Consider the following 26940-nt stretch of genomic DNA (forward strand, 5'->3'; position numbering starts at 1 on the left):
CCCTAAATACTGATTATAAATACAGTATATTAGCATCAAAAAGTGACGAAGCCGCCCACCTGCGCCGTGACGCGAGTGCCAGCCACCAACGCGCCGCATAGCGTGGTGTCGCCGCCGCTACGCAGCGCCACCTGATGGCCCGCGCTGACTTGGGTATTGCTTAGGCTAGCGGCCCTGTTCCCCCGTGTTGGTGCTCCGGAGAATGCCGAAAATACCGCTCTGTACACTCTGGCTTTCGGTATTTCTACAAGAGCTAGACCTCTACAAAATACCTGCCTTGCGCAAGTGCTTGGGTAAAACGAAGACACAAAACGGCAGAAAGGCGACCAACACCGGCAAACCCACCCACAGAAGTGCTGTTTCTTCATCCAAATCAAACAACCATCTAATCAAACCTGTAATAAGCGCCGCCCAGATAACCCCAGCACCAAGCCACGCGCCACCAATAACCATCAGCGTTCGAATAGCAACACATACCGTCCGCCAACTCATTGGGGCTCCTTCGCTTTCTTCACATCGTCAACAATTGCAGGCACCTTAGCTCCTAGGCCATATAACAGTGCGCCTTGTGCTGCGGCGCGAGGTAGCAGTACTTTGTTTGTCATCGGATTGATAATCTGGTTTTGCCAACGCGGTACGGTGACACCAAACATGGAGTCGACCCGATTTATGCCGTCGGTTGCCCCAACCTTAAATGGAACACTGGCACCGAGTGTCAAAACCGAAAGACCCAAGTAACTAGCATCGTAGATCGTATCCCCTGCCACAGGCCACAGCATATTCAGCCCAATTCGAACAGGATTGCTCCCGCTTTTTCCAGTCCCTGTAAGACTGTTGTAGATTCCCGTCCCGCCCTCAATGACCTCACTAGCGCCCAGCACGGCCAGCGGAGCGCCCACGACACAGCCTACACCAGTAGCACCACAAATGGTTTTGCCCGTAAGTATGGCTAAGCCACCTCCAACGACCTTACCTCCGTTCTGAATCAGAGGTAACGGGCCGGCCGTAAAGCTATCCTTTGCGCTGCCCCATCCTGTGTAGCCAAACATACCCGTGGTGTTTTTTTGTGCGTTAACCCACTCGCGCTCTTCCGTCAAACCACCCATTTCTAACGCGCTAACGTAGTTCTGCTCTCGCTCGGCGCGGCCCTCTGGGTACTGCTCCCAACACTTAACCGCGTAGCAAGCTGCCCTAGTAAGTCGCGCTTCTTTCTCTTTATCGCCGTTCGACGCAAGTGCAATCGCACGTAACTCACTGCCATGCAACTGCCGATTGTTCACATCCTGGTTCAGCGCCGTTGTTGCCCCGGCTGCGCCACCCGTTGCAGCACCCAGTGTGGTGGCCGCCGCCGCACCCGCGCCCTGCGCAATCGCTTTGGCGGCAACGTCACTCAAGCCCGCTTGTTGCAGCGAGGATTGCAAGCCATCTTGCAAGCCGTTCAGCGTCGGGGCAGCTTTCGCACCGGCGGCCGCACCTGCTGCGCCAGCTACACCTCCCGAGAGTCCACCCACCACCGCATGCGCGGCCACCCGGTAGGCGCCACCCTCATCCCACTTCTGCGCTTCGGCTTCATTACCTTGGTCACGCAGTGCCTTCGCCTGCTGGCCCGCATAGGTGCCCACCGCCTGGCTGGCCTGTTGGCCAAACGCCTGCGTGATGGCCACCTGGGCGTTCACCTCGGCGTTGACTTTGTCTTTGTCAAAGATGGGTTTCAATCCACTGTCTTGGTCACCGGTGCGTGCGGCGCTATTACCCGCGATGCCGGAGATCGCGGCTTGCGTGGTGCTGCTGGCCTGGCCTTTGTCTTGACCAAACCCGGCACCGGCACCGGGCTTGGTGTCGCCCTTGACGTCGACGCCCAGGTTGGCGGAGATGCCCACGCCACTGCCCTTGTAGCTGGCGATGTTGTGCAGGTCGGTGGTGTTGAGGCTGGTCGTGCTGAAGCGGTTGAGGTTCTGGTCTACAGCCGCCTGGGTGCTGGTGATGGCGCCACCGGTCAGGGCAGTGTTGCCGTTCACATCGACCTGAAAACCGCCGTCCCCCGTCTTGAGGCCGCTTTGCTCCTTCACGCTTTGGAAGTTACTGCGGACGTTGGTCTGGCCCGCGCTGAAGCCGCCGCCCGTGGGCACCAAGCCCGGGCCGATGGTGATGCTGCCGCCCATGCTCTGCGTCTTGGCATCCCATTGGCTTTGGTCTTGCAAGCTGCTGATGGCAAGATTGCCGCCAACCTGGGCGGTGACGCCAGTGCCAGCCACCACCGCGCCGCTGAGCGTGGTGTCGCCGCCGCTGCGCAGCGCCACCTGCTGGCCCGCGCTGACTTGGGTGTTGCTGTAGTGGGTGTCGCTGCCGTTGCCCTGGCCTTTGCTTTGACTGGCGGCCAGGGTCACGCCGGTGTTGGCCCCCAGGCTGAGGCCAATGCTGCCGCTCTTGGCGCTTTGGCTACTGGTTTGGCTGCCGGTGTTTTGCGCCGCCAGCAGCTGGATGGCGTTGTCGGCCTGCAGCGTGGCGGTATTGCCCGCTCGGAGGTCACCCCCCTGTATTAGTAGGTTGGAGTTTTGCCCCGCCCCGGTGGCCACGATCTGGGCGTTGCGTGCCGCGTTGATGCGGCTGCCTTTCGCCGCATCTTGCGTGAAGCTACTGGTGCTTTGGCTCTTGCTGCCGCCCACCGACACACTGATGGAGCCCGCGCTGCTCGGGTTGCCACTGGCCAAGGCACTGGCGGCTTTGCCAATGTCGTCGCTGTTGTTGTAGAGGTTCAAACCGGCCGCCGCCCCAGCCAAGGCCTTCATGCGGGTGTCTTCGGTTTGCCCTGCCGCTTTGACCATGCCTTGCGCGGTTTGCACGGCTGAGAGGATGGGGCTGCCCACAGCCAGCGTCAGGCCACTGCTGCTTTGCTTGGTGAGCGTGCTGCCGCTGCTATGTTCGCGCGCTTCGGTGATGGCCACGTCCTGGGCTTGTATGCTGATGTTGGCGGTGTCCGTTTTGCCATCTGCGCCTGTGGCCAAGACATCGCTTCCCACTTGGCGGTAGTGCTGCCCAGCCAGAATGTCCACACCGCCGGACAACGCGCCGATAGTGCTGGCCGCTGCTGTGTTGGCCTGGCTTTGATCGTCCACACTTTGCTGCTGCTTACCCGCCGTGAAGCCGATACCGCCACTCTTCATGAGACCGGACTTTTTCTCTTCCCGGAAGTGGTTTTCGGCCTGCGTGTCGATGGCGGCGACGATCTCGACGTTGCGCCCCGCAGCCAAGGCCGTGCCGTTGTCGCTGACGAGTTGGCTGCCTTGCACCGAGAGGTCGCGCCCAGCCACCGCCGTCACCCGATCGCCCCCCAGGCTGCTGGCAACACTGGTGGTCTGCACCAGGCTGTCGCGTACGGCCACCGATTGTTTGTTGCCCCCGCCACTGCGACCACTGTAGAAGCCGGCCTGCGCCACATCCAAGGTGTTGACCCCGGCGGTGACGTTCAGGTCACGCCCGGCACTGGCCGTCAACGCCCCGTCGCCTTGCACGTTGGCCGCACGTGCATTCAGGTCTTGACCGGCGGCCAAGCGCACGGCACCGGCGCCCTGCACCGTGCTGCCCATTTCGGTGCTGCTGCTGTTCTGCAACCAGTTCTTCGCGTTCCAGGCGATGTTGTCGGCACTGGCGGTGGTGATCGTGGAGAGGTTGAGGTTGCGGCCTGCAACGAGTGCTGTGGTGCCATCGGCACCGGCATTCGTGACGTTGGCCGCCACCAGGTTCAAGTCACGCCCCGCGCTGGCAACCAAGGTGCCGCCGGGGTTGTGCACCACCAGGCTGGCGATGCGGTCGAGGCTGGTGCATGCAAAGCTGTTGCCCCCAGCGCTGCTGGTGGCGCTGCGCGTGGTGGTTTCCAGGTTGAGGTCACGCCCGGCGGTGGCGAACAGGCTGTTGTTCGCGCTGATCTGGCCGCCGATGTTGTTGAGGTCGTTGCGTGCTTGCACGGCGGCGACGTCGCCCTGGATGCGTCCCCCCAGGTTTTGCACGTTCTCGGCGCTCAGTTCCACCACCTTGCGGCCAAGGATGGTGCCGTTGTTGGTCAGGTCGCCCGACAGGTTGATGTGGACCGCGCCACCGGCGAGCAAGGCGCCGTTAGGCGTCAGGTCTCCCTCACGCACGACGGCGTAGAGCTGGGGCACCAACACTTGCTGGGTCGATCCATCGGCTAGGGTCACGGTTTGTTCGACCAGCCAGACGATGTCGGTGGTCAATTGAGCCATTTGCCCAGCGGTCAGGGCCACACCCGGGCGCAGTTGCCATTGGCGGGCGTAGGTCACACCGGAGGCGATCAAGACTTGGTACTGCGCGTCGTCGCTGGCGTACCCGCTAAGGAAGCGCCGACCAGTGAGTTCTGCGACTTGCTCGCGGATGAGTTGTTGTTCATAGAAGCCATCGCCCAAACGCTTCTGCACGGTGTTGGGGTCGTAGCTCAAGGCGCTCAGCAAGGCATCAGAACTCAGCCATTGGCGGTAATTGGTGAACCGTGGATCGGTTTCGACCAGATAGTGGCTTCCGGGGTTGGGCACGGTACGGAAGAGGCTGGCCGTGGGCACGCTGGTGCTCGGCGATACGCTGCGAACCAGCGAGCCAACGCTGCTTGCCACCTGTTGAATAGCCGCAGCCCGTGTGAGCGGCGCTTGGCTGCTGGGCAGTGAAGCGCTTGGCACAGACAGTGTGCGCAGCAAGCCGTTGTTCGCCTGGTCGATAGCGCCCGTGTTGGCCAGGCCGGCAATGCGTGCCTGCACCTCGGTGCGGCCGGTGGCTTGCACGTCAACGGTCTTTCCGCTGAAGTTCATGAGCTGGGTGCCGCTGGCATCACCGTTGTCGGGCTGTGCATTGGCTTTGTAGACCGTGGTACCCAGCGCCATGGTTTCAACGGTGTCGGGTGGCGCGTAGGGGGTGGAGGTACTGCCTTGCTTGTCACGACCACTGCGCGTGATGCGGAACCGCTCCAACACTTCACCGCTATCGTTCGTGATGCGTTGGCCTTCGATGGCCTGGTTATTCAAGCTCCCAGCCGCAACACTCAGGGCACCGCCCGCAATAATGTGGCTGCTGTCGTTGTTCAAGGTCTCGGCATTGACGCCGAGGCTGCCACCTGCAACGATGCGACCCGGGTCACTGTTGACGATGCGCGTTTCGGACACATTGCGCGTGATGTCGTAGCGATAAAAGTGGTCGGTATGACCTTCAGGAAGGTAAATGATGTCGACTTCGCCGGTCTCGAATCGCAGGAGATCCTTGTACTCATAGCGAATGCCAGTGGGGTTGCGCAACCAGTTCGGGTCACCTATCGATGGCGCCCCCTCAAACAGTTGAATGAACTGGCTACCCACTTGGACTTGCTCGGTTTGCAGATGGTTGTTGGTGTTGTCGATCTGCGCCACGTTGAGATTCAAGTTGCCCAGCGACTCAATGCTGGCCGAGCCATTACGCAGCGCCCGTGCCTGGCCTACGGCTTGGCGGTTGGCATCTAAGACGCCTCCAATGGCAAGGTCACCGGCGCTGAACAGCAGTGCATGCTCTTGGTTATGCAAAACAGTAGTGCCAATGTCCAAGCGCTCGCGCGCGGCGACGGTGCCGGCACGCGTGACACCCGCTGTGGTCTCGGCATCGTTGGTCAATGTGTCGACTTGCAGCGCCACATGGTCGCCGTAGATGCGGCCCGTGCCTGTGTTGTGTAAAGTTTTCGCTTCAATGAACGTGGTGTTGCTGTCGACCACACCACGGTTGCTCACCTCGCCGTCGGCTTGCAGCACGGTGTTGGCGGCGCTGATTTCGCCATTGGAGGTGTTGTGGATGTGGGCCGCTTTAACGGTTAGGTTTTGCCCCGCCAGCAATTGGCCACGGTTGGTTAAGGTTCCAGTGAACTCAAGCTTGGCGTTGCCTGCGGCCTGCAATTGAGCGGTGGCCTCCTGGGCGTAGTCGCCTTGTAGTTTCACGTTCAAGTCGCCCCGGCTCAGCACTTTGCCATCGCTGCTGAGGGTAGCGCTGTCCAGCGCCAATTGCTTGCCCGCGATGAGCGTGCCGCCCGTGTTCAGGACACTTTGGCTTTTTATGCCTGTGCTGCTGGCCTGGCTGTCCACCACCGTCAAACTGCCGACCGAAGACACCAAGCCGCCGCTATTGTTCAACTGGCCAGCGCCTGCAATGCGCACCGACTCATCTGCGCGAATGCTGCCGTGGCTGTTGTCTACATCGTCCGACAGCAACGCCACCGAGCCGCCCTCCAGGCCTTGGTCTTTTCCAGCGGTCAGGCTGTTGTCGATACGCGCCGCCGCCGCCGTCAGATTTTCACCGGCGCGCACCAGGCCGCTGCTGTTACGCAGGCCGGAGGCGCCGGTAACAGTGAGGCTCACGCTGCCGAGAGCTTGCAGTTGGCCGCCGGCGTTATCAATTTCGGCGGCATTCAACACAACACCTTTTTGGCTGGCGATGCTGCCGCTCGCATTGGCAATAGCAGCGTTGGTAGCGGTTGCGGTCACCGGGCCAGCGGCGCCGATAAAGCCCCCCGTGTTGTCCAACGCACCCGTGGTTACCGCAATGCTGCTTTGCCCGCTAATGCCCCCAGTGGTGCCCGAGCTGGTATTGCGGAGCGTTTGACCATGGGTGTTGATTTGCAGTGCATCTTTTGCCTGGATGAGGCCAGCACTGTTGTTCAAGGCGCCGCTTTGCACGTCGAGCGTGCCGTTCGCCGAGACAGTGCCACCGGCGTTGTGCAATTCGTGCTGGCGCGTGTTGATGGAGACGGCAGCACCAGCCACTAGACCGTCTGCATTCAACAGGCCGTTACTCACAAGCTGCACATTTTGGCCAGCTTGCAACTTGCCAGCTTCATTGTGGATGCCACCTTCTGTGGCAACGACATTCAGAGCCCCTTGCACGGCTGCAATACGGCCTTGCTGGTTGTCCAAACTAGCGCTGCTGATGTTGGTGTCGCCTGTGGCGGCAATCAAGCCTTCACGGTTGTCGATCGCTTGTGTGGTGTTCACGGCCAAGCTGGCGCCCGCACTGACCTGGCCGGTCTGGTTGTTCAAGCGATTGGCTTGCACAGAAGCCGCGCCACTGGCGCTGATGTTGCCTTTGGCAGTGTTATCTAGTGTTCCTGCGACCACAAGGCTCAAGCTCGCAGATTCGGCCGCTTGAATGCTGCCGCCCCGGTTAAACACATCTCTAGCAGACACGGCTGTGTGGCCACGGCTCGCGATCACCCCACCGGTGTTATCCAGCGTAGTGGTCGCCGTCACCTGCGTGGCGCCCAGCCCGGTTTGCAGAATTTGACCGGCGCGGTTGCTCAGGTTGTCGGTGCGAATAGTCAGCTTTTCTGCGCTGGTGTTAGCCCCGTCTAGCGTCGCTTGGCTCGCACGCAGATCAAGTTCGTGGCTTGTTTGAATTTGCCCACGCGCGCCGCTCAGCGTGTTGGCGTCCAGGCTCAACACGCCGCTGCCAGCATGCAAAATTTCGCCAGCAGTGTTGTCTAACACACCTGCACTGATGTTCAGGTTGCGCCCTTTGCTTGCGATGGTTCCGCCACTGTTATTCAGCGTGCCGGGCAGTTGCAGGCGCAGATCTTCGGTGCCGGTCTGCAACAAGGTGCCGCCTACGTTGGAGAGATCGCGCGCGGCAAGCTCCAATTTTTCGGCAGACACCGTAGCGCCATCGGTGCGCGAGGTTTGGCTGCTGCTGGCGTTTAGATTTTGCGTGGCTTGCAGTTTGGCTTTGCTGGCATTGAGTTCGGCCGCAGAAGCGGCAAGTGCCAGATTTTTGCCACTGGTTTGGCTACCTGAAACATCAAGAGCTGTGCCTCGCAACACAACATCGCCAGCCGCCATATTCCGGCCATGCGCGGCCAAGGTTTGGGTGGCAGCCACACGCAACTCGCCCGCTGTACCCAAGCTGCCGTCGGCCTTCAACCCGGCGGCTAGCAGGCTGGTGCTACTGCCCTCAAAGCGCGGCGCATTGACCCTGGTGTTGCCCGCAGCTGCAATGACGCCACTGTTTGCAACCACGCCACTGGCAGTCATCGTTTGCTGGCCGCTGGCATACAGGGTGCCGCTGTTGTCCACCGTCGTGGCTTCGATGCTGAGGTCGGCACCCGCTGTCACTTGCCCGCTGGTGTTGTTCAAGTGGGCCACATTCAACGCCACGTTGCCAGTGGTCGACTGCACGCTGCCACGGGTGTTGTCTAACGCGGAGGCTGCTAGTGCAAGACGGCCATTGCTGGCAATGGTTCCGCCAGAGTTGTTCAGCGGACCCGCCAGGTTGACGGCCAGGTCGGCGCCGCCAGTTTGGATGAGTTTGCCACCCACATTCGACAACGCTTGCGCCTGCACAGCCAGTTGACCGGCCGACACATTGGCACCATCGGTGCGCAGCGTTTGCGCCGCTTGCAGGCTCAGCGTTTGCGCCGCCGCCAGCGTGGCCCCCGTGGCATTTACATCACCTGTCGCGGCACTGATGTTCACGTTCGTCCCACTGACCTGACCCTCGGCCAAGTTGACGGCGCTGCCGCCCACCATCACGTCGTTGCCCGCCACCGTTTGGCCTTGTAGGTTTGCCTCTTGCACGGCGCTGACCCGCAGTTGGCCGCTGCCGCCGAGACGGTTGTCGCCATTCAGCCCTGCCGCCAACACAGATGTTTGGTCGCTGGAGATGGCCCCGCCACTGGTGAGCGTGGTGTGGCCTTGCGCGGCGATCAGCCCCGTGTTGCCGATGCTACCCGCCGTTTGGAGCGTGGTGTGGCCACTGGCGTAAACGCTGCCGCTGTTGGACAACCAGCCGTTGTGGTCGAGCACCAGGTCGCCGGCGTGGGCCTGGAGCGCCCCGGCGTTGCGCACGCCGAGGCCCGCCTCGGTGCCCACCAAGGTGATCTTGCCGGCGTACATGCCGCCAATCGCGGCCACGTCGAGCGCGAAGGCTGGGGCGGCATCGGTTGCGTTCGTCGGTGTGGCCGCACTGCTGTCGGCGCGCACTTCGTTGGCGCCCGTGACAACGCTCAACTGCTGCGCCCAGATGCCGGCATTGACCTGCACAGCGCGTGCCAGGATGGCGGTGCTGTCGGTGCTGCGCGCGTCCAGGCCGGCACCGTTGAAGCTGATGATGCCGCCCTGCACGCGGTAGCCGTCCAGGCTACCGCCGTTGGCGGCGTTGACGATGGGCGTGCCGGTGGTCAAGGTGGCACGGCTGGTGTTGATGAAGCCAGCACCGTCGACGTGGATGCCCGCCGGGTTGGCGATCACCACCTCGGCACGTTGGCCGGCGACTTCAATGGCGCCACGCAGTTGGCTGGGGTTGGCCGAGTTGACTTCGTTCAGGATGACCTTGGCGCCGCCCGTGGCCAGCCACGGGTTGCCCTGCACCCAGCCGCCGGTCTGCGTGGCGGTGTTCGTGCGGCTGTTGTTCAACACCACACCATTGCCGTTGACGTCAAACTGGCTGTAGGTGTTGCGGCTCACACCGGCCGCACTGGGGGTCTGGATGTTGACCAAGGGGGTGTTGGCGCTGCCAGTAGTGAGCACGGTGGCGCGCTGGCTGGCTGGTGCGCGCATGTCGGGCACGATTTGCGCCTGGGCCAGCGGTAACAGGCTCAACAGCGCGGCCCCCGCCAAGGCGTGCAGGCCGAACGCCAAACCAGCATTTCGTGGCATGCCCCCGCCACGCGCGGGCCGCTCGCCGGCTTTGCCTTGAGACGTGGCGGTTTCCGCCACCGCCATCAGGCAGCCTCGGGCTTTGTTGAAGACGATACGGTAGCACTGTGGGTTCATGGTGAGGATTCCGAAGAGGTTTCAATGCGATAGCGGCGTACGCAGCCGTGGGGCGCGGCAGCAGCCAATGTGTTGCGGATGTTGGGAACGGCTTAGAAGCCCAGGCTCAGGCTGAAGCCAGCGGTGGTGTGCGCGGTTCTGAAGCCTTCAGGCTTACGCAACGGTTGGCCGACGAACAGTTCGTAGCCCAGGTTGCTACCCAGCGCGGTGGCGCCGCCGCGCACCCCCAGCACCGCGCCGGTGAGGCGGCGCCCCACCTGGTGTTGGGTGCTCGGCCCGCCCACTTGCCCGTGGTCGATCCCGGCATAAAGCTCCGCACCCGCCCCTGCGGCCCAGGCGAGTTCCTGGCGCAGCAACCAGCCGCGTTCGCCGGCCAGGCTGGCCTCGCCGTCAAAGCCGCGCACGGTGTAGCGCCCACCAATGGCGAAGCGGTCTTGTGGCGTCAGCGGTGTCTGGTTCCACTGCGCGCGCCCATTGGCGCTGTAGCGCAGCTTCTGCCCAGCCAGCATGAAGGGGCTTTGGAGGTTGACGTCGGCGTTGACGAGTTGAAGGCGCGAGGTGCCTTCGCCAAACGCTTCTTCTGGCGCGGGTCGCGCGCCAAACGCGCCGGTGCCGCGTTTGTAGGCCACGCTGGCGTCAAGCGTGCTCGCACCGATGAACATGCGCTGCGCCACGGCCGCTTCCCAGCCACCGACCACGCGGCGCTGCACTTGCACTTCGGTGTCGTCGATGTAGTTGTTCGAGGTGCGCTGAAAGGCGCGCAGCGACACCGTGGTTTTGTTGCTTTGGTCGCGGTAGAGCAGGCGCGAGAGCTTGACGTCGCTGTTGCTGCTGGTGCCGCTGTAGACGAGGGTTTGGTTCGCCCCAGCCACACTTTGGTGGTAGCCATTTTGGCTGTGGGTAACGCCCAGCAGCCAGTAGCCCCAGGGCAGCGAGTAATGCAGTGTGTGGCCGTCGGTGCCGCGTGGACCGTCTGTCGTCTGTCCGTGGTGTCCGGCAAGCGCACTGTGTGCCAACACGCCCCCCAGGCTATGGTTCAGCGCAACGTAGAACAGGTCATTCAGTCCCAAGGGGCTGTCCACACTCAACGTGGCACTGCCTTGTACACGGCCCGTGGCTTGGCTGCCGCTGTCGTCGGCGCTCAGGCTCACGCGTAGCGGGAGGGCTTGTCTCCAGCGGATCACCAAGTCGCTACTGCCCGGGACTTCAGCGGGCTCGATCTGGATGTCGGCCTCGGCAGTGGGCATACGCTTGAGGTTTTCTAAACCCTGCTCGATGTCGCGCAGGTTCAAGATGTCGCCGGCTTGGGCGGGCAGCGCGTTGGCCGCGTTCGCCCGGGGACTGCTGCCGTCGGCAAAGCGGATGCGGTGGATGCGCCCGGGCAGGAAGGTCAGCACCAAACGGCCGGTGCGCAGGTCTTGTGGTTCGACCAGGAGGCGGCTAGTCACATAACCACGTCCAATCAAAGCTTGCTGCGCACGTTGCGTCAGCAGTGCAATACCTTGCGCCCCCACGCATAACCCGCGCGGGTCATCGTCGTTTTGCGGGCCCGCCAAAGCGTCCAACACCCAGTCAAATTGCGCCGCCGCATCACCTTGCAGGCGGATGTCTTGCAGCACAAAACAAGGGGACTCATCGCGGGGCAAACGCATCGTCGCCAGCACGGGCACGCCCGGCAAACGCACATCCGGGCCGGACTCCAGCCGCTCCCGCTCCAACCGCTCCCGCTCTTGCTGACGACGCTGCTCTTGCACCACGTCCGGCACGCTCTGCGCCCATAACGACGGACTCGCAACGACGCAAAACAGCAGGCTGCACAGCGCTTTGCGCTGAAAAGTCGAAATACTCGGATTATTTGGAAGGAAAGTCACGGGCGAATCACTCGACAGGTGGCGTGAACTCCTTCCGGCTGAAGATTCACACGAAGCACTGAGGGGTTTGCGACATATCGCTAAACACCGGAGCACTCAATGTATTTATTTGTATTCGAATTTCATGATAAATAATTCAATAAAACAATGCATACAAATTAAATCTCCAATTTAATGTGCATTGATATCAAAAACCTGTGACATTTGTCTGTCATGCAAACGCGAAGGCTCAATCAACGTGCAATCTAAACTCCCCACTAAAGGAAGAACCGATGCCCGTACTTTTTCGCCACGCCAGCGCTCAATTTTTTGCTATGCCGCTGCTCGCATTTGTGGGCCTACTCGCCATCGCGGCCCCCAGTTCGGCCCCCTCTTCCCAAAGCGACCAACAAGCGCAATTCCAGAACTACAGCAGTTGCCCTTCTACGGGCAAGCGTGGTGGACCGTGCCCGGGCTACCGCGTTGGGTATAAGGTGGGCTTGTGTGCGGGCGGGCAAGATCGGTGGACCAACATGGTTTGGTTGAGCGAAAGCGCTTACCGTGAGCAACAGCGTCGTGATGCCGCCGCATGTGCGCGCTCGGGGAATCGCCCGTAATGGCGCCTAAAGCGAGACAGCAGGTTGGCGTAGGACATGGGCGCAAATCACTTGTGTTTGCGTGACTCTAGACGGTTGTGCTCGCATACTGGGCCACAACTCCACTCTCCAGCAGTCCATTGAAGTCCAATACAAAGCGATATTTGCGTGCCCTCCCCTTTTGCATGGCTGTTCCGCTGCTGTTCGGCGGCTGTGCGGTTGCCCCTAAAAGCACTGGCGTAGAAGACTTGGGTCACAACCGTTACCAAATCACCGCACGAGGCACCTTGGGAGTTCCGTCAGAGAGTCGCACACTGGCGATGTCGCAAGCCGATGCCTTCTGCGCTGACAAGGGGCGCGCGATGCAGGTCACCGAAACCGGTAAAGCGCCACTCTCTGGCCCGTACCAGTTGACATTTGAATGCAAGGCCGAAGACAACCCGGAAGGCGGCGAGCCGGTGGTGAAGCGCCCGCCAAGCGCCGTAAAACCAGTGAACTGATCAAGAGCCGAAGAGCCGCGCACAGCGGCCATGGCAGGGACTTATAGGAGACAACGATGGAGATCTTCGCCAGTCTTGTCTGCATCTTTTGCGCCGTAGCTTTGTTGACCGGCTGCCCGGACACCAAAGCACCGAAAGATCCGCAGGGCATTCCTACCCCGAAGACAGAGCCCGCTAAACCGCCAGCGGCGTAGCAGCAAGCTCCGAGCAAAAAGACTTAGATCGACGCCGGAATTGGCGGCACCGGCTGGTGCACGTCAGCGTTCTGCGCGCGTTGGCGCAGCGCATGTTCCATCACCACCAGCGCCAGCAGCGACTCAACGATGGGCGTGGCGCGAATGCCCACGCATGGGTCGTGACGACCCTTGGTGATCACTTCGGTGGATTGGCCCAGCACATCAATCGACTCACGGGGTGTGATGATGGAGCTGGTGGGTTTGATGGCAATCGACACCTCCAGGTCTTGCCCGGTGCTGATGCCTCCCAGCACGCCACCCGCGTTATTGGTTTTGAAGCCTTCGGGCGACAACGAATCGCCATGCGTGCTGCCGCGCTGGGCGACGCTGGCAAAACCGGCGCCAATCTCCACGCCCTTCACGGCGTTCAAGCCCATCATGGCGAAGGCGATATCGGCATCGAGCTTGTCGTACAGCGGCTCACCCAAGCCCACGGGTACGCGGCTGGCCGTGACGCGCACACGTGCACCGCAGGAGTCGCCGGCTTTGCGCAAGGCGTCCATGTAATCTTCAAGTGCCGAGACGTCAGCTACAGGCGCGAAGAACGGGTTGTTGGGCACGTGATCCCAACTTTCGAACGGGATTTCGACGTCGCCAACCTGCGTCATGCAACCGCGAAACACCGTGCCGTACTTTTCAAACAACCACTTCTTGGCAACCGCGCCAGCCGCAACCGTTGGCGCTGTCAGGCGCGCCGAAGAACGGCCACCACCGCGCGGATCGCGAATGCCAAACTTGTGCCAGTAGGTGTAATCGGCGTGGCCAGGGCGGAAGGACTGCGCGATGGCGCTGTAGTCTTTGCTGCGCTGGTCGGCATTGCGGATCAGCAGTGCGATGGGGGTGCCGGTGGTCTTGCCCTCGTACACGCCGCTCAAAATTTCCACCGCATCAGGCTCGTTGCGCTGGGTGACGTGGCGGCTGGTGCCGGGGCGGCGACGGTCTAGCTCGACCTGGATGTCGGCCTCGGTTAACGCCATGCCGGGCGGGCAGCCGTCGATCACGCAGCCAATGGCTGGACCATGGGATTCACCAAAGTTGGTGACAGCGAAGAGATTTCCGAAGGTATTGCCGCTCATGCGCCGGATTATCGCCCAGCGCAAAGGGCCATTCCCCAGCGCGAAGCAGCCGGACGCAGGAACGGTTCATGCTTCTGCTGCAGCGCACCATTCCGTAATGCTTCTGTCACGCACCCGTGACGCACCCTTTTCGACAAGGAGATAGCCATGCTGGACCGCACTGCCACCAAGTTTTCGCACGTCAAACCGCAGGACACCAACTGGACTTCAGGCGGATTACGAGACTTCTTCCTCTACCGCGACCTGGGCATTGCCGACGCCACGCACGGTAAAGTCATCGCGCACCTGGTTAAGGCCAATATGGCACCAGAAAAGGGCACGGGCTGGCATCGCCACGAGGCAGACTTCCAGATCGTCATCATGATCAAGGGCTGGGCGCGCTTCATGTACGAAGACAAAGAGACCCTGGTGCAAGCAGGCGACTGCGTGCACCAGCGCCCCGGCATCCGCCACTACCTGTTCGACTACTCGCCCGACATGGAGTACCTGGAAATCGTCTCTCCCGCCGATTTCAAGTCCGTAGACTGCGAACCCGCCGCAGACGTACCCGAGGCAACACCTTGGAAATGAGCTAGCCGAAAGCTGGCAGACACCCCGGTATGAGCGCGGGGTATCGCGGAACTTTGCCAGGCCGCAGATACCGCCCCCTGCAAGGGGGTTGGTGGCCACACGAAGTGGGCAAGCCTGGGGGTGAGTCAAATCCAGGCCCCCTGCAAGGGGGTTGGCGCAGCGACACGCAGTGCGCGAAGACTGGGGGTGTTTCAAAACTCTGCGTCGAGTTCGTCGATCTCTTCCGGCTCGCGCTGCGCATCCTCCACCCACTCCTGCATCGCCGGCAAAGCCATGATGCGCTTGCAATACGCAGCACACACCGGCTCCAGCTTCACGTCGTAGGTCAAAAACCGCGTGACCACCGGCGCGTACATCGCGTCCGCCATGGTCGGCTGCTCACCAAACAAATACGGGCCGCCGTAAACGCTCAAACACTCTTTCCAGATGTCGACAATGCGGTCGATGTCGCTCTGCGCGCGCGACCAGATTTTGTAATTGGGGAAGTGGCCTTTCAGGTTCATCGGTAGCGCGGCGCGCAGGGACGAAAAGCCTGAATGCATTTCGCCGCACACCGCGCGGCAATGGGCTCTGGCCGCAATATCGGCTGGCAACAAGCCGGCTTTGGGCTTGATCTCGTTCAAATATTCCCCGATAGCCAGCGTGTCCCACACCTTCACTTTGTTGTGCAGCAGCGAAGGCACGAGGATGGAAGACGACAGCAACAGCATCTCGGCCTTCATCGCCGGATCATCCGGCGGAACCACGCGCTCGACGAACTCCAGACCTGCCAGCTTGGCCATCAGCCAACCCCGCAACGCCCAGGCGCCGTAGTTTTTGCTGCTAATCGTCAGTTCAGCCTTCGCCATGTGGTGCTCCTCTTTAATCGTTGTATGCACTTGCCTTTGAGCAAGGGCTGTGCCAACTGCGAAACGCTTGACGCGGCCACAAAGTCACAAAAGAGACACAGACTGACAGAAGCAACAGGTCACTGGCCCATAACTTGCTGAGACATAGCGCTAGAAATAGAAAAAACAGGAACGCTTAGATGCTTTATCAGGCCTATCAACTCCAGTCCGACCTGACGTCGCCACTGCGCCTGATGGCCCAAAGCCTCAGCGCCAACCTTTGGTTTCCCGGCACCGAGAATTCCGCCATGCGCCAGTTCGCCGCCGCTTGCGATGTCTACTCGCGCATGCGCCTGACACACAGCCGGCCCAGCTACGGCATTCCCAGCGTGATGGTCGGCGAGCAAGAAGTCGCCGTGACCGAAGAAGTGGTGTTCAGCCGCCCCTTCGGTAGCCTGCTGCACTTCAAGCGCGACTTGCCGAGCGCTGATGTCGACCAGCCCAAGGTCTTGCTGGTGGCTCCCCTCTCGGGCCACTTTGCGACCCTGCTGCGCGACACCGCCCGCACCCTTTTGCAAGACCACGATGTGTACGTGACCGACTGGCACAACGCGCGCGATGTGTCGCTCAAACACGGTGCCTTCAGCCTCGACGACTACGCCGAATACATGATCTCGTTCATCGAGAACATCGGCCCCGGCACCCACGTGATTGCCGTGTGCCAGCCGTGTGTGGCGGCCCTGGTGGCCACGGCCATCATGGCCGAAGACGACAACCCCGCCCAACCTGCCAGCCTGACGCTGATGGCCGGCCCGGTGGACTGCCGCGTCAACCCCACCGGCGTGAATGAGCTGGCCAACAGCAAGCCCATCGAATGGTTTGAAAAAAACCTCATCAGCCATGTACCGTGGCCTCACGCCGGTCACATGCGCCGCGTGTACCCCGGCTTTGTACAGTTGACGGCCTTCTTGTCAATGAACCTTGAGCGCCACAAACAGCAGTTCAAAGACATGTACAAACACCTGGTGGAAGGCGACCTCGACAAGGCCACCACCATCCGTGTGTTCTACGACGAATACCTGGCGGTGAACGACCTGCCGGCCGAGTTCTACCTGGAAACGGTCGAAAAAGTCTTCCAGACCTACGACCTGCCACGCGGTGTGCTCACCTACAAAGGCCGCACCGTCAATACCGCCGCCATCCGCCGCACCGCGCTGATGACAGTGGAAGGCGAGCGCGACGACATCTGCTCTATCGGCCAGACCGTGGCCGCACACGACCTCTGCTCCAGCGTACGTCCGTACCGCAAAACCCACCACGTGCAAACCGGCGTGGGCCACTATGGCGTGTTCAGCGGGCGCAAATGGAACCAGCAGATCTACCCGCGTGTGCGCAACATGATCCACTCCACACAAAGCTAATTCAGCAAAGCTAGGGGTTGGCCGTGTTTTGGAGGTGCGGCAAATGCGCCTCCAGATAGGCAATGAACTGCCCCACCTGCGCATTGCGCGTCATCCCGCCCCGGTACAGCAGCGACACCGTGCGGTGCAAACGTGGCCGCCGCAGTTGGATCACCGCCAACGCAGGATCGTGCAGCGTGGTGGTGTAGAGCTGCGGCAGCAGGCCCACACCCAGGCCACTACGCACCATGCTGTAAAGCGTTTCCAAGTGGTGCACGCGAAACGGCTCTTCAGCGGGTGCGCCGGTTTTTTCGCCCTGCCCTGCATGGCCAAACTGCGCCAGCACCACATCGCCCAGCAGCGGCATGCTGCCGGCCGCAAACACCACCAAACGCTCGCCGCTGATCTGCCGCCAGTTCAACTCGGCCTCGCCGGCCAGCGGGTGGTCGCGCCGGGTCACCAGCACCACCGGGTCTTCCAGCAACGGCACGTTGACCAGACCCGTGGGCGGCTCCAGCACGGCGGTTACCGTCACATCCAATTGGCCTGAGCGTGTGCGTGCCACCAATTCATCCGACAAACCGTCTTCCAGCGCAAACTCCACGGCGCCTGCCACTTCGCGCTGAAAACCTTCCATGCAAGTCGCCACCAAGGTGCTGGCCGACGGCATGGTGCCCACGCGGATGCGCGCCTGGCCCGAACGCAACACGCTGTCGATATCGGCCAGGGTTTCGTCAAAGGTGTGCACCAGAAACTGTGCCCGCTCCAGCAGTTGCAAGCCCGCCTCAGTCACGTCCAATTGATGCGTGGAACGGCGCAGCACTTGCGCCCCGACGATGCGCTCGAGCTGCTTGATGGCGTTGCTGAGCGCCGGCTGGGTGATGCCCAGCCGCTCGGCCGCGCGGCCAAAGTGGCGTTCTTCCACCAGCAGCGTGAAGCACTGCAGATGCCGCATGGTCAACGCACGCAAGGGGTTGGTGCTCACGCTTGGCCTTTATCAATTCGATGAATGGAATTATAGAAATTTGAAACTATCTTTATCAGCCCCGCTTTCCTAGACTGTGCCTATGGCACCCTCTTCTCCGTATTCATCGCTCTTGCCGCCCCTGTGCGCCCAGCCCTTCAACACGCTGGATGCGGCTACCGCTGCGGCCCAAGTGCCCCACCTCGCGGCGCTGACCGACTTCATCCAGGCCATGCCCAAGGCAGAGTTGCACTGCCACCTGTTCGGCACGGTACGCCGTGGCACGCTAGAGGACCTGGTGCGGCGCGAAAACTTTCCGCTGTCGCTGGAAGAGGTGGAGAGCTTTTATGTGCGTGGCGAAAAGCCGGTGGGCGTGCTGCGCGTGTTGCGCGCACTTGACGCGGTGCTCATCAAGTCGCCAGCCGACCTGTACCGGCTGACCCTTGAATACCTGGAAGACGCCTCGCGCCACAACGTGCGTTATGCCGAGTTCTTCTGGAACCCGACCGGCACGGCCCACGTCTCGGGCATTGCCTACGCGCCCGCTGTGGACGCCATTGCCCACGCGGTGCGCGATGCGCAAACGCAGTTCGGCATCATCGGCCGCATCATCCCCAGCATCGACCGCGAAACCAGCCCCGAAGCCGCGCTGGAGATGGTGCAGTGGATGCAGGCGCACCGCGTGCCCGAGGTGATCGGCATCGGCATCGACTACCGCGAAAACGACCGCCCGCCCGAACTCTTTGCCCAAGCCTACGCGCTGGCGCAAAAACTTGGCCTGAAAACCACCGCCCATGCGGGTGAATTCGGCATGCCCTGGCACAACGTGCGCACCGCTGTCGACGACATCCAGGTCGACCGCGTAGACCACGGCTACACCATCGTCGACAACCCAGAGCTTGCCCGCGCCTACGCTGCACGCGGCAAGGTCTTCACCGTGGTGCCCACCAACTCCTACTACCTGCGCACCCTGGCGCCAGAGCGTTGGGCGCAAGACCACCCCATCCGCCAAATGGCCGCCCTGGGCCTGGCGCTGCACCCCAATACCGACGACCCCACCCTGCACCTGGTGAACCCCACACAGGCCTGGCTGATGATGGTGGTCAACTTTGGCTTCGACATGCCCGCCCTGCGCCAACTCATGCTCAACGGCCTGGGGGCCGCGTGGATCGACGACGCCACGCGCCAAGCCTGGGCTGAAGCCTGGTCGGCAGACTTTGACCTGCTCACCACCTCGCTGGCCGGCACACCCTATTCAATTTCTCCTGCACATCCCCTTTGAAAGACACACCATGCGCCGCCGTCACCTCCCCCTGTTGATCACCGCCCTGCTGGCAGCAGCCCTGCCCGCCGCCCATGCCGACACGGCCTGGCCCAGCGCCAAGCCCATCACGCTGGTGGTGCCTTTTTCTGCGGGCGGTAGCGTGGACTTCACCGCCCGCCTCATCGCCAACAAGCTCGAAGACCGGCTGCACCAAACCGTGGTGGTGGACAACACCGCTGGTGCCGGTGGCGCCATCGGCGTGGCCCGAGTCGTCAAGTCCGCACCCGACGGCTACACCCTGGTGCTGGGGCCCGACAGCCCCATCGTCATCGGCAAGCTGGTGAACCCCGGTGCCTTCAAATACGACCCGCTAACCGACCTGGCCCCCGTGGCCCTGCTCAACACCGCGCCCATGGTGCTGGTGGCCCGCCCCGGCCTGCCGGTGCAAAACTTTGCCGACTTTGTGAAGCTGGCCAAGGCCTCGCCCGGCAAATACAACTACGCCACCAGCGGCATCGGCACCATCTTGCAGCTCGCCATGGAACTGCTGAAAGAGCAAAACGGCATCCACGTCACGCACATTCCCTATCGTGGCGGCGCGCAGATCGCCACCGACGTGATTGGCAACCAGGTGGATCTGGCCATGCTCTCGGGCACCAGCGCCATTCCGCACATCAAGGCGCAGCGCGTGAAGGCGTTGGGCATCACCGACAACAAGCGTTTGCCCATCTTGTCCGAGGTGCCCACGTTTGCCGAAATGCCCGGCTCCAAAGGTTATGTGATGAACAGCTGGATGGGCATCTTCGCGCCCGCCGGCACGCCAGCGGCCGTGGTCACGCGCCTGAACCACGAGATCAACGAGATCCTGAAAACCGACGAAATCAAAGCCAAGCTGGCCGAACAAGGCGCCATTGCCGGCAGCGGCACGCCAGAGCAATTTGGCGCGTTTGTGAAGGGCGAATACACCCGCAACAAGAAGATTGTGGAGACGGCCAACATCAAGGAATAAGTTGCCTTGCGGGGGGGCACCTCAGTTCTCCCCAGACGTCAAAAAGCCCGCTAGAGCATCAAGCTCAGCGGGCTTTTTTCTTGAGGCAACCAGGGCTCAGGTCGCAGGCTCGTCTTCCGAAGAAGGCCAATCGCGGATGTAGGCCTTGAGCATCTTGTTTTCGAAATTCTGGCTGTCGACCACGGCCTTGGCCACGTCGTACAGGCTGATCACGCCCATCAGCATTTTCTGGTTCATCACGGGCATGTAGCGCGCGTGGCGGTCCAGCATCATGCGGCGCACTTCGTCCAGATCGGTCTCGGCGCTGCAGGTTAGGGGATGGTCGTCCATGGCCGTGCGCACCAGGGTGTTGCCGATGGCGCCGCCGTTTTTCACGATGGCCAAAATCACTTCCCGGAACGTCAACATGCCGACGAGATCGCCGTGGCCCATGACCACCAACGAACCGATGTCCTTCTCGGCCATCACGTTCACAGCATTGGCCAAAGGCTCATCCGGGCTGGCGGTATAGAGCGTGTTGCCTTTCACACGCAGGATGTCGCTGACTTTCATGGTGGTCTCCTCTGGGCTCTCAAATCGAAGGGGTCTTCTCAATATAGCCCACAATAAGCGGACCATAAACAGTTTTCACCCCGAGACCCGCGCTTTCTCGCAGATTCCAGCAGATTGCGTGGCCGAGGTGGCCTCACCCCAGCGATTCGGCATCTATGCAGCACACATGTGACGCGGCAATGACACGAAAGCGCACAAATTGGAGACAAACCAATGCCCGGTTATGCAGACCCAGGATTCGACACCCTGGCCTTACACGCAGGTGCCGCCCCCGACCCGACCACGGGCGCCCGCGCCGTGCCCATTCACCTCAGCACCTCGTTCGTTTTTGAGTCCAGCGACCACGCCGCCGCACTGTTCAACCTGGAGCGCGCCGGCCACGTCTACTCGCGCATCAGCAACCCCACCAACGCGGTGCTGGAGCAGCGCGTGGCCGCACTCGAAGGTGGCATTGGCGCCATCACCACCGCCAGCGGCCAGGCGGCGCTGCACCTGACCGTGGCCACGCTGATGGGCGCGGGCGCGCACATCGTCGCCAGCACCGCGCTGTATGGCGGTTCGCAAAACCTGCTGCACTACACCATGCGGCGCTTTGGCATCGAGACCACCTTCGTCAAGCCCGGCGACATCGACGGCTGGCGCGCCGCCGTGCGGCCCAATACCAAGCTTTTTTTTGGCGAGACCGTGGGCAACCCGGGGCTGGACGTGCTCGACATTCCGAGCATCAGCGCAATCGCCCACGAAGCCGGCGTGCCGTTGCTGGTCGACTCCACCCTCACCTCGCCATGGCTGATGCAGCCGCTGAGCCTGGGGGCAGACTTGGTCTACCACTCGGCCACCAAGTTCCTCTCGGGCCACGGCACGGTGATCGGCGGCATCGTGGTGGACGGCGGCAGCTTCGACTGGGACGGCCCGCGCACCAACGGCCGCTTCACAGAGCTGACGCAACCCTACGACGGTTTCCACAACATGGTGTTCAGCGAAGAAAGCACCGTGGGCGCCTTTTTGCTGCGCGCCCGGCGCGAAGGCCTGCGCGACTTTGGCGCGTGCATGAGCCCGCACACCGCCTGGCTGATCCTGCAAGGCGTAGAGACCTTGCCGCTGCGCATGGAACGCCACATGCGCAACACCCAGCGCGTGGTCGAGTTACTGGCCAAACAACCGTTCGTGAGCCGTGTGGGCCACCCCATATTGGAGAGCCACCCCAGCCATCAACTCGCCCAAAAACTGCTGCCGCGCGGCGCTGGCTCGGTGTTCAGCTTCGACCTCAAAGGCAACCGCGAGCAAGGCAAAAAGTTCATTGAAACACTGAAGGTGTTCAGCCACCTGGCCAACGTGGGCGATTGCCGCAGCCTGGTGATCCACCCCGCCAGCACCACCCATTTCCGCATGACCGATGAGGCCTTGGCGGGCGCCGGCATCACCCAGGGCACGATTCGCCTGAGCATTGGTTTGGAAGACGCTGACGACTTGATCGACGACCTGACGCGCGCGCTCAAAGCCGCCGAGAAAGCAGGAGCCTGAACATGCAACTGCAAGTCAACGGCCACACCACCTTCTGCTACACCGCCGGCAAAACCTTCGATGCCGCCAAGCCCACCGTCGTCTTCATCCACGGCGTGCTCAACGACCACAGCGTCTGGATTCTGCAAAGCCGCTACCTGGCCAACCACGGCTGGAACGTGCTGGCCGTCGACCTGCCCGGCCACTGCCGCAGCGCCGGTGACGCGCCCGCCAGCGTCGAACAAGCGGCCGACTTCATCGCCGCCCTGCTGGACGCCGCTGGCGTGCCGCGCGCCGCGTTGGTCGGCCACAGTTGGGGTTCGCTGATCGCGCTCGAAGCCGCCGCACGCTTGAAAGACCGCGTCAGCCACCTGGTGCTGGTGGGCACCGCCGCGCCGATGAAGGTGTCGCCCGCGCTGCTGGAAACCTCGCTCGCCGAGCCCATGAAGGCGCTGGCCATGATCAACGTGTTCTCGCGCAGCACCCTGGCCGCCCCGCCCTCGTCGCTCGGCCCTGGCACCTGGGTCTATGGCGCCAGCATGGCCTTGGGCCGGCGCGTGTTGGCCAGCAACACCGAGGTGAATGTGTTCCACCGCGGCTTCAAGGCCTGCAACGATTACGCGGGTGCCGAAGCGGCCATCGCGGCCATCACCTGCCCAGTATTGTTTCTGCTCGGCGCACAAGACCAGATGACGCCGCCCAAGGCTGCGCAAGCCTTGGTGGATGCCGCGCGTGCCAACGGCAAAAAGGTGCTGGTCGAACGCTTGCCGGTGGGGCATCACCAGATGTCAGAAGCGCCCGATGAAACGCTGGCGGCACTGAAGACCTTTCTGGCCAGTGCGACAAATTAGCAGGGTTTTCCCCAGCCAATCGTAAAATCGACCGCATGCATTCTTCCTGGCACCAAGGCGTCATGTGGTTCACCCGCTTGGGTGAAATCGGTATTCTCTGGCCCGTCGCCACGGCCCTTGCACTGTGGATGCTGGCCGTCGGCCGTTCTTGGCGTGTCGCCTTGGCATGGCTGGTGCCACTGGCGCTGGCCGCGCTCATCACCTCGCTGTCCAAAGTGATGTTCATCGGCTGGGGCCTGGGTGTGGCGTCACTCGACTTCACCGGTTTCTCGGGTCACGCCATGTTTGCTGCTGCCATTTATCCGGTGCTGGCGTTTTCACTGGCCAGCGGACGCCAACCGCATGGCGACCGCAGCCTGCTGTTGCCGGTGGCTGCTGGTTATATGCTGGCTGCACTCATCGGCTGGAGTCGCATCCTGGTCAATGCCCATTCGTGGTCCGAGGTGATCGCCGGTTTTCTGCTCGGCGCGGCTGCCAGCGGTTGCACGTTGTGGCTCGTGGGTCATTTGCCGCAACGGCCTACAAAATTGCGCTGGGCCATGCTGGGCGTCGCGGGCTGGCTGGTGCTGATGCCCAGTTTCGCTGCTCCTACGCGCACCCACACCATGGTCACCCAGTTGGCGGTTGAACTGGCCGGGCGCACCGCGCCTTTCTTGCGCCACGACCTGCATTCAACGCCAGAGTCGATGAGTTCACCTATCAAAGTCGATTGAACACGCTACAGAGTTCAGAGCACCTCACGCAAGTACATGCTGCGCAAACGGCTGTTTTCCCATAAATTTTCAAGACGCAAGCTATCGGCCAACAACAAGCGCTCGGCCAGCGGCGCCAGCAGCGTGGTGTCCAAATCGGCCAACAGCACGTAGCGTGACTCGTGCTGGCTCGGACCCGTGCCGTCTTCCAGCTCATCCAGCTTGCCCACCCAATCGAGCACGGCCAGAGTTTGAAACACGGTTTCCAGCTGCAGAACGTCAACGCCAAGTGACTGCGCCACCTGTGTGCCGGTGCGCCCATGCTCACCAGCTTGGCGGGCGGCATAGAGTTGCTGCAGCGCCTCCACTGCCAGTTGGAAGTGCCAACCGTGGGTGCTGGGGCGCCGCCCCACGCCAGACGTCAGGCTCGGCATATACGCTGCCATGACCGCGCCCAGCAACACGATCACCCAGGCGGTGTAGATCCAGATCAGCAAAATCGGCAACGTGGCGAAGGCGCCATACACCGCCGAATAAGTAGGCACCGACGACACGTAGAGCGTCAACGCGCGCTTCGCCACTTCAATGCCCACTGCCACAAACACGCCGCCCGACAAAGCATGCCGCCAGCGCACACGCGTGTTGGGCACGTAGTGGAACAACGCTGCCATCCCGCCGCACAACATGGCGAACTGCGCCGCTTCAAGCAGAAATTTCACGCTGCCGGCAAAGTCGCCCACCACGTTGCTGGAGAGCGCAACTGCGGTTGAAGTCAGCAACAAACTCGCGCCCAGCAGCAATGGGCCGAGGGTGATGGCAGCCCAGTAGATCAACACCCGCTGCCCCAACGGGCGCGGCCGGCGCACACGCCAAATGCGGTTCAACGTGCGGTCGATGGTCAGGATCAACGCCAGTGCGGTGACCAGCACCACCGCCAAGCCCACGCTCCCCAGCTTGCTGGCCTTGAGCGAAAACTGCGTAAGGTAGCCCAGCACCTGGCGCGCGATGCTGTCGGGAATCAAGCTTTGCACCAGCCAGCGCTGCAACACCTGCTGCACCTGGCTGAACATGGGGAACGCGGTAAAGACCGCCAGCGCCACGGTAAAAAACGGCACCAGCGCCAGCGAGGTGGTGAAAGTCAGGCTACTGGCCGTCAGCCCAAGCTGGTCTTCGCGAAAGCGCTCGCGCAGGGTATGGGCGGTGGTGCGCCACGGAAACTCGGCCAAATCTTTGAACAGAAGCTCGACACGCGAGGAGAGGTTTGCAAGGCGTTGACGCAGGGGCTGAAACATGGCCGCTATGATGCCACCGCAATGAACACTCTCGACAACACTGTGAACCCCGTGGACACAACTGTGCCGTGGACACGCCGCGTGGCGGTCGGCAGCCTGCTGGGCCTGATCGTGCTGGGCCTGGCCTGGGAACTGTGGCTCGCCCCCATCCGCCCCGGTGGCTCACTGTTGGCGCTGAAGGTGCTGCCGCTGTGCATCCCTCTGGCCGGTCTGCTGAAGAACCGTATGTACACCTACCGCTGGCTCAGCCTGTTGGTGTGGATCTACTTCACTGAAGGCGTGGTGCGCGCCTGGAGCGACCCAGGCCTGAGCGCCGGCCTGGCGTTCATCGAAGTGTTGCTCTGCCTGGCCCTGTTTGCCGCCTGCGCGCTGCACGTGCGCCTGCGTTTACGCAACGCAAAGGCCTCTGCCCTAGCCACCGCAACCGCCACGGCTCCGACTATCTAATCCCTTCTACAGACCTCTCAACATGACAGCTCTCTTAGACACCCTGCGCCAAATCGTCGGCGCCGCCAACGTCCTCACCCACGAAGACCCGCAAGCCGACCTCAGCTCGTGGGAGCAAGACTGGCGCAAACGCACACGCGGCACCGCACTGGCCGTGGTACGCCCCGGCAACACCGAGCAAGTGGCGGCCGTCATCAAAGCCTGCGCTGCCGCCAACACCACGCTGGTGCCGCAAGGCGGCAACACCGGTTTGGTGGTGGGCTCCATTCCCAACAACACCGGCACCCAAGTGGTGTTGAGCTTGCAGCGCATGAGCGCCGTGCGCAAGGTCGATCCCGGTAACCTGACCATCACCGTGGAAGCCGGTTGTGTGCTGCAAAACCTGCAGACCGCTGCCGACAACGCCGGCTTTTTGTTCCCCTTGAGCCTGGGCGCCGAAGGCAGTTGCACCATCGGCGGCAACCTGGCCACCAACGCTGGTGGCACACAAGTCGTGCGCTACGGCAACGCACGCGAACTCTGCCTGGGCCTGGAAGTGGTGACCGCACAGGGCGAGATTTGGGACGGCCTCTCCGGCCTGCGCAAAGACAACACCGGCTACGACCTGCGCGACCTGTTTGTGGGCAGCGAAGGCACGCTGGGCGTGATCACCGCCGCCACCATGAAGCTCTACCCCAAGCCCGCCGCACAGCTCACCGCCTGGGCCGCAGTGCCCTCGCTGGAAAACGCCGTCACCCTGCTCGGCCTGGCGCACCAACAGCTCGGCGCGGGCCTCACCGGCTTTGAAGTCATGGGCCAGTTTGCGCTGAGCCTGGTGGACAAACATTACCCGCAATTACGCACACCGTTGTGGAAAGACACGCCTTGGTGCGTGCTGCTGGAAAACTCTGACAGCGAATCCGAAGACCACGCCCGCACCCGCTTCGAACAACTGCTGGAAGCGGCGCTGGAACAAGGCTTGGTGACCGATGCCGTGGTGGCAGAGAACCTGACCCAAGCCCACAACCTCTGGCACATCCGCGAGAGCATCACGCTGGCGCAGGCCGAAGAAGGCTTGAACATCAAGCACGACATTTCCATTCCCGTTTCGCGCATTCCTGAGTTTGTGCAACACACCGATGCCGCGCTGGCTGCCGCCATTCCCGGTGTGCGCTTCGTCAACTTTGGGCACTTGGGTGATGGCAACCTGCACTACAACATCCAGGCTCCGGCCGAAGGTGATGCGAAGGTGTTTTTGCGTGAGCAGGAAGAGAACGTGAACACCATCGTGTATGACGCGGTGCAGGCGTTTGATGGGTCTATCTCTGCTGAGCACGGGGTGGGTGAGTTGAAGCGGCACAAGCTGTTGAAGCACAAGTCGCCGGTGGCGCTTGGGATGATGCGGGCGATTAAGTTGGCGTTGGATCCGCAGAACGTTTTGAATCCGGGGCGGGTTTTGGAGGTTTGAGGGTTTTGATTGGCGCCGCTGGCCGGGAGTCGCCCGGCGGCGAGTAACTTTCTCTTGGTTCGCCAAGAGAAAGTCACCA

Annotated in this window: 19 protein-coding genes; 10 read left to right on the forward strand and 9 right to left on the reverse strand. The window is 62.1% G+C overall.

Translation table 11 applies throughout. The features are described from left to right. Positions 1-35: 35 nt before the first annotated feature. From ACPWMG_RS19445 to ACPWMG_RS19460, 4 genes are all read right to left on the reverse strand, one after another. Positions 36-368 (reverse strand): hemagglutinin repeat-containing protein, encoded by a 333-nt coding sequence (locus tag ACPWMG_RS19445; protein ID WP_483301128.1) that lies wholly within the window; start codon positions 366-368, stop codon positions 36-38. After that, positions 262-492: a hypothetical protein gene (locus tag ACPWMG_RS19450; protein WP_483305360.1), complete on the reverse strand. Its 231-nt coding sequence runs from the start codon at positions 490-492 to the stop codon at positions 262-264. Before ACPWMG_RS19450 ends, ACPWMG_RS19445 begins: the two co-directional genes overlap by 107 nt. Beyond that, positions 489-9785, reverse strand: a complete 9297-nt coding sequence (locus ACPWMG_RS19455) for a two-partner secretion domain-containing protein (RefSeq protein ID WP_483301129.1) — start codon at positions 9783-9785, stop codon at positions 489-491. Before ACPWMG_RS19455 ends, ACPWMG_RS19450 begins: the two co-directional genes overlap by 4 nt. Before the next feature lie 92 nt (positions 9786-9877). Beyond that, complete coding sequence (locus ACPWMG_RS19460) at positions 9878-11656, reverse strand: ShlB/FhaC/HecB family hemolysin secretion/activation protein (RefSeq protein ID WP_483301130.1); 1779 nt, start codon at positions 11654-11656, stop codon at positions 9878-9880. 760 nt (positions 11657-12416) lie between these two features. Between ACPWMG_RS19460 and ACPWMG_RS19465 the strand changes: the two genes are divergently transcribed. Next, positions 12417-12731, forward strand: coding sequence for a hypothetical protein (locus tag ACPWMG_RS19465; RefSeq protein WP_483301132.1), 315 nt, complete (start codon positions 12417-12419; stop codon positions 12729-12731). 217 nt (positions 12732-12948) lie between these two features. On the opposite strand, the gene aroC is transcribed toward ACPWMG_RS19465, so the two are convergent. After that, positions 12949-14043, reverse strand: coding sequence for a chorismate synthase (aroC, locus tag ACPWMG_RS19470; RefSeq protein ID WP_483301133.1), 1095 nt, complete (start codon positions 14041-14043; stop codon positions 12949-12951). 147 nt (positions 14044-14190) lie between these two features. On the opposite strand from aroC, the gene ACPWMG_RS19475 reads away from it, so the two are divergent. Further along, a complete protein-coding gene (locus tag ACPWMG_RS19475; RefSeq protein ID WP_483301134.1) occupies positions 14191-14613 on the forward strand; it encodes a cupin domain-containing protein in 423 nt (140 codons plus the stop codon). 191 nt (positions 14614-14804) lie between these two features. Here ACPWMG_RS19475 and ACPWMG_RS19480 read toward each other — a convergent pair whose 3' ends face one another. Then, positions 14805-15461 carry a glutathione S-transferase gene (locus ACPWMG_RS19480; protein WP_483301135.1) on the reverse strand — a complete coding sequence of 219 codons (657 nt, stop codon included), beginning with the start codon at positions 15459-15461 and terminating at the stop codon, positions 14805-14807. Between the two features lie 179 nt (positions 15462-15640). Here ACPWMG_RS19480 and ACPWMG_RS19485 point away from each other — a divergent pair, with 179 nt between their 5' ends. Next, entirely contained in the window at positions 15641-16861 is a 1221-nt protein-coding gene (locus ACPWMG_RS19485; RefSeq protein ID WP_483301136.1) for a polyhydroxyalkanoate depolymerase, read from the forward strand. 10 nt (positions 16862-16871) lie between these two features. Here ACPWMG_RS19485 and ACPWMG_RS19490 read toward each other — a convergent pair whose 3' ends face one another. After that, a complete protein-coding gene (locus ACPWMG_RS19490; RefSeq protein WP_483301137.1) occupies positions 16872-17825 on the reverse strand; it encodes a LysR family transcriptional regulator in 954 nt (317 codons plus the stop codon). A 211-nt stretch (positions 17826-18036) separates the two neighbouring features. Here ACPWMG_RS19490 and ACPWMG_RS19495 point away from each other — a divergent pair, with 211 nt between their 5' ends. Then, positions 18037-19086, forward strand: coding sequence for an adenosine deaminase family protein (locus ACPWMG_RS19495; protein WP_483305292.1), 1050 nt, complete (start codon positions 18037-18039; stop codon positions 19084-19086). 10 nt (positions 19087-19096) lie between these two features. Then, the gene (locus ACPWMG_RS19500; RefSeq protein ID WP_483301138.1) at positions 19097-20077 is read left to right on the forward strand and encodes a Bug family tripartite tricarboxylate transporter substrate binding protein; all 981 of its coding nucleotides are present in this window, start codon (positions 19097-19099) and stop codon (positions 20075-20077) included. 96 nt (positions 20078-20173) lie between these two features. Here the strand turns inward: ACPWMG_RS19500 and ACPWMG_RS19505 are convergent, their stop codons facing one another. After that, on the reverse strand, positions 20174-20629 hold the full coding sequence (locus ACPWMG_RS19505; RefSeq protein ID WP_483301139.1) for a CBS domain-containing protein: 456 nt from the start codon (positions 20627-20629) through the stop codon (positions 20174-20176). A gap of 213 nt (positions 20630-20842) precedes the next feature. On the opposite strand from ACPWMG_RS19505, the gene ACPWMG_RS19510 reads away from it, so the two are divergent. From ACPWMG_RS19510 to ACPWMG_RS19520, 3 genes are read left to right on the forward strand one after another with little or no spacing between them, the layout of a single operon-like run. Continuing rightward, on the forward strand, positions 20843-22153 hold the full coding sequence (locus tag ACPWMG_RS19510; RefSeq protein WP_483301140.1) for an O-acetylhomoserine aminocarboxypropyltransferase: 1311 nt from the start codon (positions 20843-20845) through the stop codon (positions 22151-22153). A gap of 2 nt (positions 22154-22155) precedes the next feature. Continuing rightward, complete coding sequence (locus tag ACPWMG_RS19515; protein WP_483301141.1) at positions 22156-22983, forward strand: alpha/beta fold hydrolase; 828 nt, start codon at positions 22156-22158, stop codon at positions 22981-22983. A 35-nt stretch (positions 22984-23018) separates the two neighbouring features. Beyond that, positions 23019-23696 (forward strand): phosphatase PAP2 family protein, encoded by a 678-nt coding sequence (locus ACPWMG_RS19520; RefSeq protein ID WP_483301142.1) that lies wholly within the window; start codon positions 23019-23021, stop codon positions 23694-23696. 14 nt (positions 23697-23710) lie between these two features. Here ACPWMG_RS19520 and ACPWMG_RS19525 read toward each other — a convergent pair whose 3' ends face one another. Next, positions 23711-24967, reverse strand: coding sequence for a YihY family inner membrane protein (locus ACPWMG_RS19525; protein ID WP_483301143.1), 1257 nt, complete (start codon positions 24965-24967; stop codon positions 23711-23713). Positions 24968-24988: 21 nt separating this feature from the next. Here ACPWMG_RS19525 and ACPWMG_RS19530 point away from each other — a divergent pair, with 21 nt between their 5' ends. Continuing rightward, complete coding sequence (locus ACPWMG_RS19530; protein WP_483301144.1) at positions 24989-25414, forward strand: DUF2069 domain-containing protein; 426 nt, start codon at positions 24989-24991, stop codon at positions 25412-25414. 22 nt (positions 25415-25436) lie between these two features. Then, positions 25437-26861, forward strand: a complete 1425-nt coding sequence (locus tag ACPWMG_RS19535) for an FAD-binding oxidoreductase (protein WP_483301145.1) — start codon at positions 25437-25439, stop codon at positions 26859-26861. Positions 26862-26940 lie beyond the last annotated feature (79 nt).

It is taken from the genome of Hydrophilobacter chitinilyticus (assembly GCF_049860745.1).
Classification (GTDB): Bacteria; Pseudomonadota; Gammaproteobacteria; order Burkholderiales; family Burkholderiaceae_C; genus Rhodoferax_B.